The sequence below is a fragment of the Alcanivorax sp. genome (genome assembly GCF_017794965.1).
Classification (GTDB): Bacteria; Pseudomonadota; Gammaproteobacteria; order Pseudomonadales; family Alcanivoracaceae; genus Alcanivorax.
Genome location: NZ_CP051240.1, coordinates 1,107,519 through 1,120,948 on the forward strand (window position 1 = coordinate 1,107,519; position 13,430 = coordinate 1,120,948).

A 13,430-nucleotide genomic window follows, 5' to 3' on the forward strand; every position below is an offset into this window, starting at 1 on the left:
TTTCGTCACCGTTTTCATGCCACCTGAATGGCTTGTTCGGCCTGTAACCCCTGTAAACAAGGGGCTCGGCGGGATAGCGCTGGTGCTGCGGTGGTTGGCGAGAGCGGAACATTGCCTCTTCAGAATCACAGTAAGATGGAGAATCCTATGCGTGTCATCCTGCTTGGTGCTCCCGGTGCGGGCAAGGGCACCCAGGCGCAGTTCATCAAGGAACAGTTTGGTATTCCTCAGATTTCCACCGGTGACATGCTGCGCGCTGCGGTTAAGGCAGGAACACCGCTGGGTCTGGAAGCCAAGAAAGTGATGGATGCCGGGGGCCTTGTCTCCGATGACATCATTCTGGGGCTTGTGAAAGAGCGCATCGCAGAGAGCGATTGTGCTGCGGGTTTCCTGTTTGACGGTTTTCCTCGCACCATTCCCCAGGCGCAGGCTCTGGTGGAGCAGGGTGTAGACATCGACTACGTGGTGGAAATCGACGTGGATGATGAAGAGATCATCGAGCGTTTGAGTGGCCGCCGGGTTCACCCTGCCTCTGGCCGTGTCTACCACATCAAGTACAACCCGCCGAAGGAAGACGGCAAGGACGACGAGACCGGTGAAGAGCTGGTTCAGCGTGATGACGACCAGGAAGAAACCGTGCGCAAGCGCCTGGAAGTGTATCAGGCCCAGACTCGTCCTCTGGTGGACTTCTACCAGGAGCTGGCTGACAAGGGCGAGGCCAACGCCCCCCGCTATGTGCGCGTGGCTGGCGTAGGCTCCGTTGACGATATTCGGGACCGTGTCCTGTCCGGCTTGAAAGGCTGATCACAGGCAACACCAGCAAAAAGGGAGGCATTTGCCTCCCTTTTTTGTTTCTCCGCGGGGCGCACTAAGCAACAGCACCCACTCCCGCTTTTGCACAATCGCAAGGCGGCGGCCCCCCTATCTCTGTCCGCATCAGGCCCCCTGTTTCTTCTCTCTCTTTTTTCCGGCAGTGGCAGGTCTTCTTCTACCTCGATGCGCTTGTCGAAATTGTTCCCGTCGTTCGCCAGTGCCTGCGCGAATCAAGAGCGTCACCGCTCGCCTGTTGGCTGGATCCGCAGAGTGCATGAGCCGTTAAGCCGAAAGCCATAGCTTCTAGTTAACGAGCTTCAGTGTGACGGGATGGCGTGGGCGAAAGGAGCATTATCAGGCGTGTCAGGAGTGCCAGCCTTTTAATTCCGAAAGCAGGAATGATGATGAGGTGGGAAAAGCACCAAGCGACACACTGCTGTCCCACATTTTCACGCCCCTTTTTGGGACCGGTGCCCTCTTGGCCCCTTCCTTTGTGGGAGCTTGCCTGCAAGCGATTGGGTGTTGCCGGTGCAGGAATTGCTTGCAGGCAAGCTTCCACAAATAAGGAGCGCGTCCTGTCTGTGGGAGAGCCAGCTTGCTGGCCGAATGGTCCTGGTTCCGCGGAGACCTAAAGCTCCTTCATTCAGCAAGCGGAATTTCCACAAGAGCCTCGCTGCCTCATGACGTGGACAGACCGACGGCCTGGCGGTGATAGTCTTTCCCGCTGTGGGAGCCTGCCAGCAAGCGAATTCGGCCCTTGCGAACACTGCTTCGCTTGTAAGCAAGCTGATTCTGGGGAAAAAACTGCGGAAGCCGGGGAATCTGAAATTGACTCGTCGCCAATCCGTGTCTTCATATCACGAAGGAACCCGCCTGCATGGCAGCCCCGTGGGGCTCATACAAGCAGATACAAACTGAGAGGCAGCCGCACGAATGAGGCGCTGAATAACATTTTTATATTCCCGCCATGCTGAGAGTTGATGCTACTCAGGGGGCAAGGCGTTATTGAAGTGCTCCCTGACTGTCACCATTCTACTCATTTTCTCGCGTATAACCGTGCCTGATTTTCTTTAGCCCTTTCCTTTTTCCATTGTCGGGCGCTTTTCCCCCACGATTCTTAGCGTTTGCGGCAAACGTGTCCCCCCAATAACAGTTTATGCCGTCATCATTATCAAGATCGTTGCCCGGAGGCGTAATGGGAGGCACGCGTATCTGTTTTATCCGGCCGGTGAATATTCTCCATAGCAGTGAAGAAGGATTACCCAGGGTTAATGGCCGCATTTGTCGGCGGCATGGGGAGGTGCTGCATGGCTGATGCGTAGATTTGAAGGTGAGTATTAGCGTGGCTACAGGAATGAAATATTCCAGGAAGGTTATCGGTTAAAAGAGGGGATGATGGCGATGAAAAATATTCTGAAAAGTGATGCCGGATGCTAAAAAAAATTAAAGGAACGAAAAATGAAAAATGAATTGATCAAATAATGTACCAACCGAATTTTTTTTATGCTATTTTTCCCTTGTCGCAGTAATGATGACAACGCTATAGCTTAGGAGATCAATCATGGCTCGAGCAAAAAAAGCCGCCGCAAAAAAAACTGCGGCTCGTAAACCAGCAGCAAAGAAGACTGCAGCGGCCAAGGCTCCGGCCCTGCCGAAGTCTGTGACTAACGCTGAAGCGAAAGTGAAACTGCAGCAGAAAGCAGTGGATCAGGCGCAGAAGAAAGTTGCCCAGGCGCAGACTAAACTGGAAAAGCACCGCACCAAGGTCGATGGTGAAAACGCCAAGCTGTCCAAGCTGCGGGCGGATACTGCCACCAAGCGTGACAAGGCCAAGGCCAAGCCTACGGCCGCCGCCAAACGCGCCGTTGAGACAGCCCGCGGTAAGGTGAATACTCTTCGTCTGAAGCTTCAGGATATTCGTGCGGAAGCCAAGCTGATCCGTGCTGAAATCCAGGCTGCCAAGAAAGTTGTTACTCGCGAGCTGAAAAAACTGCGCACTGCCGAGCGCAATCTGAAGACCAAATTGCGTGAGCATGAGCGCAAGCTGGCCAAGAAAGTGAAAGCCGAGCAGAAGAAGGCAGAAGCCAAGGCCAAGGCCGCGGCCAAGCGTGAGGCTGCCAAAGCCAAGCGCGCAGCCAAGAAGAAGTCTGCTGCGCCCAAGCGCAAGAAGGCAGCTGCCAAGAAAGCCGCTACTCGCAAGGCGCCGGCCAAGAAGAAGGCCGCAGCCAAGAAAACGGCTACCCGAAAGGCACCTGCCCGTAAAAAGGCGGCAGCCAAGAAGCGTGCACCCAAGGCGAAAGCCTCTTCCTGATCCTTTCAGGATGCACCACAAAGGAGCCCCGCACCGCGGGGCTTTTTTGTGGCTGTTTGACAGGCTGCCCACGTCACCTGCTGCTCCTTTCTGTCCGGGCCGCCTTCCTTGCCTGTGGGCTCACTCCCTTGTGCCCCGACACACCTCCGCTTCGTCTCCCCCAAGGCGCCTTGCGCAGCCCGAGAACGCCCTCAGGAGAGCCTCTACCGTGGTTCAGGGAACACGCCCGCTGCACAGGGAAGCCACTCTCTGAGGGCAGGGGGGACGATTCAGGGATCTAATCACAAAAGTAGTTGATAATGATTCGCGTTAGGGTTAGCATCGTCTCCAGAGATTGAGGAATGGCGTATGTACGTTTGTATCTGTAAGGGCATTACTGACAACCAAATACGGGAAGCGGTCGAAAACGGCTGCGACAGCCTGCGTGATCTTCGTCGGGAACTTGGGGTTGGAAGTCAGTGTGGTAAGTGTGCCCGTCACGCCCGTCAGGAACTGCGTGAGGCCCGTAGCGCAAGCCAGGCGTCCTCTTTCTCGCATTCTTCCCCTGAGCCGGTCATGTTCTGGCCGCAACCGGCATAACAATCGTTCTCATTTCGATAAACGATTGTATTAAAAGCGATTTTCCACGTTTCGCCTTGTTTCTGTCATCCTGTTCCTGAACAATGGGGGTCCCCTTAGTTCATTGGATGGAGACCCCCATGAAAGGCGACGCCAAGGCCATTGAGTATCTTAACCGAGCACTCGGAAACGAGCTGGTGGCAATCAACCAGTATTTCCTCCACGCCAAGATGTACCAGGACTGGGGTTTGCAGGCCCTTTACGAAAAGGAATACCACGAGTCCATCGATGAGATGAAGCACGCGGACTGGCTGGTAGAGCGAATCCTTTTCCTCGAAGGGATTCCCAATCTCCAGGATCTCGGCAAGCTGATGATCGGCGAGAACACCAAGGAAATGCTTGAGTGCGACCTGAAGCTGGAAAAAATTGCGGTGCCGGATCTGCGTGAGGGCATTGCCTACGCCGAATCCATTCAGGATTACATCACTCGCGATCTGCTCAAGCGCATCCTGGAAAGCGAGGAAGAGCACATCGATTGGTTGGAAACCCAGCTCAATCTGATCGACCTGGTAGGCATTGAAAACTACCTGCAAAAACAAATGGAGACAGAAGAAGACTGATTGCTGAAGTTTTGAGCGATAAGCGCTTGACTCAACGAGAGGCTTTCGGAATAATGCGCAGCCTCTCGGGGCGATACAGCAACGGGATAAAAAAGCGCTGGTAGCTCAGCTGGATAGAGCATCTGGCTACGAACCAGAAGGTCGGGGGTTCGACTCCTCCCCAGCGCGCCATACAGACGAAGGGCTTGCAGAGATGCAGGCCCTTTTCTGTTTCTGGCCCCCCTGAACAGTTGAGATTCCGCATTACCCTGGAGACGCCCCGCAAGCGATTTGAGCGACCGCGAGAGAATCAGTGTCGAGTGGCGAGTTTCGAGTTTCGAAAGGCAAAACCTCAAATCTCAAACCTCGTGCCGAGGTTTTGTTTTTTTCTTCGAAACTCGTTTCTGGAATCCTTGCCTCGCTGAGGCTCGGATCGCTCAGGCAAGCTGAGCTCCTACGCGGGGTATAGCCAGTGTTTTATCGATGCAAAAAGGCCCGCCCGGTTTATCGGGCGGGCCTTTTTGCATCAGGCATCAGGCATCAGGCATCAGGCATCAGGCATCAGGCATCAGGCATCAGGCATCAGGCATCAGGCATCAGGCATCAGGCATCAGGCATCAGGCATCAGGCATCAGGCATCAGGCATCAGGCATCAGGCATCAGGCATCAGGCAAAAAATGCGCGCTCCCGGATCAGCCTGTGCGCACCGCTAGCGGGCAGATTGCGGATGCATTGATCAAAACCACCAAAAACCCGACTTTCGTCATACTGTCGTCTCATTGCGCATTGTCGACAATCCCCTTACATTGCGCCCAATCCCGGTATGAGGCATGCATGGCCTGCAATGTTGATGAGAGCTGTTGCACTGACACGCTTTTCGCTCATGCCTGCGGCGCAACTGGAAACCGCTTTCGGAACCGTTAAAGGAGTGTTCCATGGACTCACTGATGTCCCAGGGCCTCGAGCTCATGCTGGTCGGCATGGGGGTGGTGTTTGTCTTTCTGGTCGTTCTGGTGGGTATAACCACCCTGATGTCAGCGCTGGTACAGCGTTTTGGACAGACACCGGTTGCCCCGGCAGCCACGCCCGCTGCCACACCGGCACCCACTGCATCGGATCTGCCTTCCGCTGCGGTGATCAAAGCCATCGAGAAAGCCGTGCAACAGCATCGGCAGTCTTCCCAGTCATAATCCGGAAATCATCATGAGTAATAAACTTGGCATCACTGATGTGGTGCTCCGCGATGCCCATCAGTCCCTGTTTGCGACTCGCATGCGTCTGGACGACATGCTGCCGATTGCTGCCGAACTGGATGAAATCGGTTTCTGGTCCCTGGAGTCCTGGGGCGGCGCCACCTTTGACGCCTGCATTCGTTATTTGGGGGAAGATCCCTGGGAGCGGATCCGTGAGCTGAAGAATGCTATGCCGAACACCCCGCAGCAGATGTTGTTGCGTGGCCAGAACCTGCTTGGTTACCGCCATTATGCAGATGATGTGGTGGATGCGTTCGTGGAGCGTGCTGCCGAGAATGGCGTGGATGTGTTCCGGGTATTCGATGCCATGAACGACATGCGCAACATCGAGCGAGCCATTGCGGCGGTGGTGAAGCAGGGCAAGCACGCCCAGGGCACCATTGCCTACACCGTAAGCCCGGTGCATACCCTGGACATGTGGGTCGAGCAGGGCAAGGTGATCGAACAGATGGGCGCGCATTCCGTGGCCATCAAGGACATGGCGGGCCTGCTGCGCCCCAATGACGCTTTTGAGTTGGTTACCCGACTGAAGGCGGCGTTGAGCATTCCGGTTCACATGCAGTGTCACGCCACCACAGGCCTGTCCACAGCCACTGCCCTGAAAGCCGCGGAAGCGGGCATCGACAACGTGGACACCGCCATTTCCTCCATGTCCATGACTTACGGCCATAGCCCCACCGAGTCCGTGGTGGCCATGCTGGAAGGGACTGACCGGGATACCGGTCTGGATCTGAAAAAACTGAACAACATCGCCGGTTACTTCCGTGATGTGCGCAAGAAGTACGCGAAATTCGAAGGCAGCCTGCGCGGTGTGGATGCCCGTATTCTGGTGGCGCAGGTGCCTGGCGGCATGCTCACCAACATGGAAAGCCAGTTGAAAGAGCAGGGCGCGGCGGATCGTTTTGATGATGTACTGGAAGAGATCCCCGCAGTGCGCAAGGACCTCGGTTATATCCCGCTGGTGACGCCGACCTCCCAGATTGTGGGTACTCAGGCGGTGCTCAATGTGCTGTCCGGTGAGCGCTACAAGGTGCTCAGCAAGGAGACCCAGGGGGTGCTGCGTGGTGAGTACGGCGCCGCCCCGGCTGACTTCAACAGCGAGTTGCAGGCCCGTGCCCTGGACGGCGATGAGCCGGTGACCTGCCGTCCGGCGGACCTGATCGACAACGAAATGGACAGTCTGCGCGAAGAAGTGGCTGGCCTGGCCAGCGAGAAGGGGCTGACCTTGTCTGAAGGTGAGCGCCGTGATGATGACGTGCTCACTTATGCCTTGTTCCCGCAGATCGGTCTGCGCTTCCTGGAGAAGCGCGGCGATGCGTCCGCCTTTGAGCCTGTTCCCACGGGTGCGGATGCCTCGGCAGTGGCGGCCAATAGTGAAGGCGTCTACACCGTGGATGTGGATGGTCAGCAATTTACCGTGAAGGTGAGCGACGGCGGTGATGTCACCGGCATCAAGTCTCTTGGTGGCGCAAGCCAGGCGGCCCCGGCGGCACCGGTAGTGGGTGACCCGGCCAACAGCATGCCGGTCCCGGCTCCGCTGGCTGGCAATATCTTCAAGGTGCTGGTGAAGCCCGGTGACCGCATTGCAGAAGGCCAGAAAATCATGGTGCTGGAAGCCATGAAGATGGAGACCGACGTGTCCACCCCGGAAGCCGGTATCGTCACTGAAGTGCTGGTGAAAGAAGGGGATGCGGTGAGCGTTGGCCAGACCCTGCTGAGTGTGGAGCCGGCCCATGGATAAACTGGAAACCCTGTGGACCAGTACCGGCCTGTATCACATGAGCGGTGGTCAGCTGATCATGATGCTGGTGTGTCTGGGGCTGCTGTGGCTGGCTGTCCACAAGAAGTTCGAACCGTTGCTGCTGGTGCCGATTGGTTTTGGCGGTATCCTGGCTAACATCCCGATGGCGGGTCTGGCGGAATCCGCCATCAGCCAGGCGCTGCATTTCGGTGACCAGAATCTGCTGGCCAGCATGGCCCAGGTACTGGGCATGGATGTGGAGGCTGGCCGTCAGGCCCTGTACAAGGCTGCGGAAGCAGCGGGCCCCGCCGTCCATGACCAGCTTCATCATCTGGCGGTAACGGCCAACTACGGTGACGGTATCCTGTACCTGATCTACACCGCAGGCCTGACCACCGGCATCTTCCCGCTGCTGATTTTCATGGGGGTGGGTGCCATGACCGATTTTGGTCCGCTGCTGGCCAACCCGCGCACCCTGTTGCTGGGGGCGGCTGCCCAGTTCGGTATCTTTGCGGCCCTGCTGGGCGCGCTGGCGCTGAACTGGCTGGGGCTGGACTTCAGTCTCCAGGACGCGGCAGCCATCGGCATCATTGGCGGTGCGGATGGCCCGACCTCGATCTATGTGACCACCAAACTGGCGCCGGAACTACTGGGGGCCATTGCCGTGGCGGCCTATTCCTACATGGCACTGGTGCCGATCATCCAGCCGCCGATCATTCGTGCGCTTACCAACCAGGAAGAACGCAAGATCAAGATGGAACAGCTGCGGCCGGTAAGCCAGGTGGAAAAAATCCTGTTCCCGGTCCTGCTGCTGATTCTGGTGGCACTGATTCTGCCTGATGCGGCTCCGCTGCTGGGCATGTTCTGCTTCGGTAACCTGATGAAGGAATCCGGTGTGGTGAATCGTCTGGTGGATACCACCAGTAACGCCCTGATCAATGTGGTTACCATCATGCTGGGCCTGGCCGTGGGCTCCAAGCTTAGCGCGGAAAAATTCCTGGTGGTGGAAACCCTCGGCATTCTGGCGCTGGGTCTGGCGGCCTTCATGATCGGTACTGCAACCGGTGTGATCATGGCCAAGATCCTCAACCGTGTGAGTCATCACCCGGTGAACCCGATCATTGGTGCGGCCGGGGTATCTGCGGTACCGATGGCGGCCCGGGTGGCCAACAAGGTAGGACTGGAATCCAATCCGCACAATTTCCTGCTGATGCACGCCATGGGCCCCAATGTGGCGGGGGTCATCGGCTCTGCGGTAGCTGCTGGCGTTCTGCTAAACTTCGCTGGCTAATATCCCGTGCGGTGCCGGCCTCTTCGGCACCGCTCAATTCCTGTCGATGTTTGGGTCGGAAGTCCGACGCCCCTGCCGCTTTACCCTGTTATTTGCGCTACACTGTGCGCCTTCGCTGATTCGGCAACAAGGTGAGCCCCATGACTGATTCTTTGACGATTCTCCGCCCGGACGACTGGCATCTGCATTTTCGTGATGGCGATATGCTGGCGGAAACGGTACCGGCCACGGCGAATGTGTTCGGCCGGGCCATTGTCATGCCGAACCTGACCCCGCCGGTGACGACCGTTGCCCAAGCCGCGGCCTACCGTGAACGGATCCTGGCCCAGGTGCCGGACGGAGTCAGCTTTGAGCCGCTGATGGTGCTCTATCTGACCGATAGCACCCCGGTGGAAGAGATTGCCCGGGCGGCAGAAAGTGATTTTGTTCATGCCTTCAAGCTGTATCCCGCTGGTGCTACTACCAACTCTGACAGTGGCGTGACGGATCCGGGCAAGATCACTCACCTCTACGAAGCCATGGAGAAGCACGATATTCCGCTGCTGGTTCATGGTGAGGTGACGGATGCAGATATTGATATCTATGACCGGGAAAAGATCTTCATTGACCGTTATCTCAGTGATATTCGCGACCGGTTTTCTGCGCTGCGCATTGTCTTTGAACATGTGACCACCGCGGAAGCGGTGCATTTTGTTCAGGAAGTGAATGATCTGACAGCGGCCACCATCACCCCGCAGCATCTGCTGATGAATCGTAACGACATGCTGGTGGGTGGCGTGCGTCCGCATAACTACTGCCTGCCCATTCTCAAGCGTCGTCAACACCAGGAAACCTTGCAGCGCGCAGTGCTGGAAGGGCACCACCGGTTCTTCCTGGGTACGGATTCCGCTCCCCATGCGCGCAACAAGAAAGAGGCGGCCTGTGGCTGCGCCGGTTGTTACTCCGCCCGTGCGGCATTGCCCTTGTACGCCAGCTTCCTGGAGCAACACAACGCCCTGGACAAGTTGGAAGGCTTCGCCAGTCGTTTCGGTGCAGATTTCTACCGTATGCCTTACCACACCGAGACCGTGACCCTGGTGCGCAAGCCTTGGTCGGTGCCGGACGTGATTGATGCGGCGGGGGAGGCCATGGTGCCGTTCTATGCCGGGCAGGAACTGCCCTGGTCGCTGGCCTGATCATGGATCGTATCCCGGTAGTCGTGCTGACCGGGTTTCTTGGCAGTGGCAAGACTACCCAGTTGAACGCCTGGCTTGAGCAGCGTCAGGATCTGGCGCTGTTAATCAATGAACTGGGTGATATCGGTATTGATCAGCACCTGACACAGCAGGCCGGTGTGCCGGTGACACTGCTGGCCGGTGGCTGCGTGTGTTGTGTGGTGCAGGGCTCCCTGTCTTCCACATTGCGAAACCTGTTCATGGCCCGAAAAAATGGTGAGATTCCTGCCTTCTCCAAGGTCATTCTGGAAACCACCGGTGCTGCCGAGCCATCCGGCGTACTGGCGCCGCTGGAGCAGGATCCCTGGCTGAAAAAACGTTTTTACTGTCAGTCTGTGCTTACTGTCGTGGATGTGGCGGCCGGGACGCAATCCATCCAGAGTCACCCGGAATGTCTTGAGCAGATCCAGGCGGCGGACCTGCTGCTGTTGTCGCGAACCGATCAAGTGGATGAGGCGGCTCTGGTCGAGTTCCGCCGGCAGCTACTGGCGCTTAATCCTGACGCAGAGCAGCATTCCACGCCGGCGCCGGCGGCGTTGCTGGAGCGAGAGTTTGAGCGGCGTTGTCGCATTACTGGCAGCCTGACGCTGAAGGCGCCCGGCTCACTGTCGTTTTCCCCTGCGATGTCTCTGACGGCGCCGGTAGCAGCGGCTTCCCGGCATCAGCTCTACAGTGCTTCGCTGATCTGGCCCCATCGACTCAGTTGGCAACATTGGCAGGCGGCCCTGCGGCAGCTGGCCAGTCAGTGCGGAGATGCATTGGTGAGGGTCAAGGGGCTGCTGCAGGTGGAAGGGCTTGATGGGCCCTTGCTGGTGCAGTGGGTGGGCGCCGCAGACCCCGAGTTGACTCCCATGAACCGCTGGCCGGATGGCGATATCTGCACGCGTCTTGTGCTGATTGTCCGTCATCAGAGCGCTGACTTTGCCGGCCAACAAATGGCACACTGGGAACAGTTGCTGGAGCAGCTGCACAGCGCCCCCACTCACTGATACGGGACCCGTTTGCCAATGGGGTATCTTTATCTGGCCATCGCCATTGTGGCGGAAGTCATCGCTACCTCTGCACTGAATGCCTCTCAGGGCTTTACCCGCCTCTGGCCTTCCACCATTACCGTTATTGGCTATGCCATTGCCTTCTATGCGCTTTCCCTGACCCTGCGCACGGTGCCCATGGGTATCGCCTATGCCGTGTGGGCAGGAACCGGTATCGTGTTGATTGCGCTGGCCGGGCTAGTGGTGTTTGATCAAAAGCCGGATTTGCCTGCTGTGGTGGGGATGGGATTGATCGTGGCGGGGGTGGTGCTGGTGACCTTTGTTTCAAAAACCTCCTCGCACTGACAACAAGGAGTGGCTGTGACAGAACGAATGGAAAATGTTGAACGTGCCGTGGATGCGGTGATCGAAAAGACCGGTGGCGAGATTCGTCTGGCCATGCCGCTGGGCCTCGGCAAGCCCAACCGTTTCGTCAATGCACTTTACCGTCGTGTTGAGCAGGACCCATCGCTTACCTTGGACATCTTTACTGCCCTGTCGCTGGGGCGTCCGGGTGCTGGCAGTGATCTGGAAGCCCGTTTTCTTGAACCCTTTGCCGACCGGGTCTTCGGTGATTACGAGGAACTGGCGTATCTGCAGCCTGCCAGAAAAAGTGAATTGCCAGCCAATATCCGTGTCTTTGAATTCTTCTTTCAGCCCGGCAGCATGCTCGGCAGTGACAGTGCCCAGCAACACTATATTTCCAGTAATTACACCCACGTGGCCAGGGATCTGAATGCCCGCAACATCAACGTGGTTGCACAATTGCTCGCTCATCGTAATGAGGGAAATGTAGAAGGCAATGACGAGTACAGCTTTTCCTGCAACCCGGAAGTGACTCTGGATCTGATGCCCTTGTTGCTGGCACGGCGGGAAGCGGGGGAAACCATTGTATCGGTGGGCCAGGTGCACCGTGATTTACCGTTCATGGAGAACGATGCCCGGCTGGATGACTGGCTGGCACACATGGATATTCTGGTGGATGACCCTGACGGCCATACCCGCCTGTTCAGTACCCCCAACATGCCGGTGAATGTGCAGGATCATTTTGTTGGCCTGCATGCCAGTACCCTCATTCGTGATGGCGGAACCCTGCAGATCGGAATCGGAGCACTGGGCGATGCCCTTGTCCATCATCTGCGCTTGAGGGATCAGGACAATGCGCGCTACCTGCGGCCCTTGAATGATTGGGGTATTCCCGAGAGCCAGCAACGGATGATTGACCACGAAGGCGGTACCGCGGCTTTCCAGGAAGGGCTATATGGCTGCAGTGAGATGGTCACCCATGGACTGTTGCAACTGGTGAAAGACAGGATTATCCGCCGTCCGGTGTATGACTGGGCGCCGTTGCAACAACTGGAAATGCATGAGCCCAACCAACCCGGGCTGGCGTTACTGGATCTGCTTCGCGAGCAATCCGCTATTAACCGCCGACTGGGCCGCGCGCAGATTCGCACGCTCAAGCGGTTTGGTATCTTTCGCGGCGAGGTGCACAAGCAGGGTGATCAGCTGACGTTGCCCAATGGCGTACAGGTTGCCAATGACCTGGATGACCGCACTACCCGTGAAGCGCTTAAAGCGGTGTTGGGCGACTCCCTGCGCGGCGGTATCGTCATGCATGGTGGCTTCTTCCTCGGTCCGCAGGCGTTCTATGAGCGCCTGCGGGGGCTGAGCGACGAAGAGCGCAACGCCATTAACATGACCCGGATCAGTTATGTGAACCACCTCCATGGTGATGAGGAGCTCAAGCGTTTGCAGCGTCAGGATGCCCGCTTTGTGAATACGGCATTCACCGTTACCTTGCTGGGCGCCGGGGTAGCCGATCAGATTGACGATGGCCGGGTTCTCAGTGGGGTCGGCGGACAGTATAACTTTGTTAGCCAGGCCCATGAGCTTGAGGGTGGCCGCTCCATTCTCATGGTGCGTTCGTGGCGTGAGCGCGCCAGCGAAGCCATGAGCAACGTGGTGTTTGCGTATGGGCATAACACGATTCCCCGTCACCTGCGTGATGTGGTGGTAACGGAATATGGCGTCGCTGATCTGCGTGGCAAGACCGATGAAGAAGTGGTAATGGCCATGCTGAATGTGTCAGACAGCCGCTTCCAGATTGGCCTGATGGAAGAGGCGCAGGCAGCAGGGAAATTGCGTAAGGACTATCAGATTCCTGAGGCCCACCGGCGCAACAACCCGGAACACCTCCATGACATTGCTGAGCGTTGTGGTGACACCAGCTTCCCGTTGTTTCCGTTGGGTTCTGACTTTACCGAGACAGAACAGCGGCTGCTCAAGGCGCTGACCTGGCTCAAGGAAAAAGTCAGCCACAAGGAATACATGGAGCTGGGCAACAAGGCACTGTTCCATGAAGGCAGCGAATCGGAATTTGCAGCGGAACTGGAGCGAATGGAGTTGCGTGACCCGGACGGAGTTAAAGCACATATCTACCAGCGCCTGCTGCTCACCGCACTGGAGGCGGCAACCTAGGCAATCTACGAGCTACGAGCTGCGAGCTGCGAGCTGCGAGCTGCGAGCTGCGAGCTGCGAGCTGCGAGCTGCGCTCGATTGGATAGAAAACCCCGGAAAAGTTCCCGAGGTTTTGCGAAGAACGGAGAAGGGGTTCAG

At 57.3% G+C, this 13,430-nt stretch carries 11 protein-coding genes and 1 tRNA gene; all 12 read left to right on the top strand.

The features are described 5' to 3' along the window. Positions 1-147 precede the first annotated feature (147 nt). The 12 genes from adk (at position 148) to HF945_RS05045 (ending at position 13,292) form a co-directional block, all read left to right on the top strand. The gene (gene adk, locus HF945_RS04990) at positions 148-804 is read left to right on the top strand and encodes an adenylate kinase (protein ID WP_290524652.1); all 657 of its coding nucleotides are present in this window, start codon (positions 148-150) and stop codon (positions 802-804) included. A 1,570-nt stretch (positions 805-2,374) separates the two neighbouring features. Then, positions 2,375-3,124: a hypothetical protein gene (locus HF945_RS04995; RefSeq protein ID WP_290524653.1), complete on the top strand. Its 750-nt coding sequence runs from the start codon at positions 2,375-2,377 to the stop codon at positions 3,122-3,124. 348 nt (positions 3,125-3,472) lie between these two features. Next, positions 3,473-3,703, top strand: a complete 231-nt coding sequence (locus HF945_RS05000; RefSeq protein ID WP_081939780.1) for a bacterioferritin-associated ferredoxin — start codon at positions 3,473-3,475, stop codon at positions 3,701-3,703. Between the two features lie 119 nt (positions 3,704-3,822). Then, the gene (bfr, locus tag HF945_RS05005) at positions 3,823-4,302 is read left to right on the top strand and encodes a bacterioferritin (RefSeq protein WP_290524654.1); all 480 of its coding nucleotides are present in this window, start codon (positions 3,823-3,825) and stop codon (positions 4,300-4,302) included. A gap of 94 nt (positions 4,303-4,396) precedes the next feature. Beyond that, a tRNA-Arg gene (locus HF945_RS05010) sits at positions 4,397-4,473 on the top strand. A 743-nt stretch (positions 4,474-5,216) separates the two neighbouring features. Further along, entirely contained in the window at positions 5,217-5,471 is a 255-nt protein-coding gene (locus tag HF945_RS05015; RefSeq protein ID WP_290524655.1) for an OadG family transporter subunit, read from the top strand. Between the two features lie 13 nt (positions 5,472-5,484). Then, complete coding sequence (oadA, locus tag HF945_RS05020; protein WP_290524656.1) at positions 5,485-7,275, top strand: sodium-extruding oxaloacetate decarboxylase subunit alpha; 1,791 nt, start codon at positions 5,485-5,487, stop codon at positions 7,273-7,275. Continuing rightward, complete coding sequence (locus tag HF945_RS05025; protein ID WP_290524657.1) at positions 7,268-8,566, top strand: sodium ion-translocating decarboxylase subunit beta; 1,299 nt, start codon at positions 7,268-7,270, stop codon at positions 8,564-8,566. Before oadA ends, HF945_RS05025 begins: the two co-directional genes overlap by 8 nt. A gap of 140 nt (positions 8,567-8,706) precedes the next feature. Beyond that, on the top strand, positions 8,707-9,741 hold the full coding sequence (pyrC, locus tag HF945_RS05030) for a dihydroorotase (RefSeq protein ID WP_290524658.1): 1,035 nt from the start codon (positions 8,707-8,709) through the stop codon (positions 9,739-9,741). Positions 9,742-9,743: 2 nt separating this feature from the next. Further along, complete coding sequence (locus HF945_RS05035; protein WP_290524659.1) at positions 9,744-10,769, top strand: GTP-binding protein; 1,026 nt, start codon at positions 9,744-9,746, stop codon at positions 10,767-10,769. A gap of 18 nt (positions 10,770-10,787) precedes the next feature. After that, complete coding sequence (locus HF945_RS05040) at positions 10,788-11,117, top strand: SMR family transporter (RefSeq protein WP_290524660.1); 330 nt, start codon at positions 10,788-10,790, stop codon at positions 11,115-11,117. Between the two features lie 15 nt (positions 11,118-11,132). Continuing rightward, the gene (locus HF945_RS05045; protein WP_290524661.1) at positions 11,133-13,292 is read left to right on the top strand and encodes an acetyl-CoA hydrolase/transferase C-terminal domain-containing protein; all 2,160 of its coding nucleotides are present in this window, start codon (positions 11,133-11,135) and stop codon (positions 13,290-13,292) included. Positions 13,293-13,430 lie beyond the last annotated feature (138 nt).

Coding starts and splice junctions, on each gene's coding strand:
- adk (WP_290524652.1), top strand. CDS start 148: ATGCGTGTCATCCTGCTTGGTGCTCCCGGTGCGGGCAAGGGCACCCAG.
- HF945_RS04995 (WP_290524653.1), top strand. CDS start 2,375: ATGGCTCGAGCAAAAAAAGCCGCCGCAAAAAAAACTGCGGCTCGTAAA.
- HF945_RS05000 (WP_081939780.1), top strand. CDS start 3,473: ATGTACGTTTGTATCTGTAAGGGCATTACTGACAACCAAATACGGGAA.
- bfr (WP_290524654.1), top strand. CDS start 3,823: ATGAAAGGCGACGCCAAGGCCATTGAGTATCTTAACCGAGCACTCGGA.
- HF945_RS05015 (WP_290524655.1), top strand. CDS start 5,217: ATGGACTCACTGATGTCCCAGGGCCTCGAGCTCATGCTGGTCGGCATG.
- oadA (WP_290524656.1), top strand. CDS start 5,485: ATGAGTAATAAACTTGGCATCACTGATGTGGTGCTCCGCGATGCCCAT.
- HF945_RS05025 (WP_290524657.1), top strand. CDS start 7,268: ATGGATAAACTGGAAACCCTGTGGACCAGTACCGGCCTGTATCACATG.
- pyrC (WP_290524658.1), top strand. CDS start 8,707: ATGACTGATTCTTTGACGATTCTCCGCCCGGACGACTGGCATCTGCAT.
- HF945_RS05035 (WP_290524659.1), top strand. CDS start 9,744: ATGGATCGTATCCCGGTAGTCGTGCTGACCGGGTTTCTTGGCAGTGGC.
- HF945_RS05040 (WP_290524660.1), top strand. CDS start 10,788: ATGGGGTATCTTTATCTGGCCATCGCCATTGTGGCGGAAGTCATCGCT.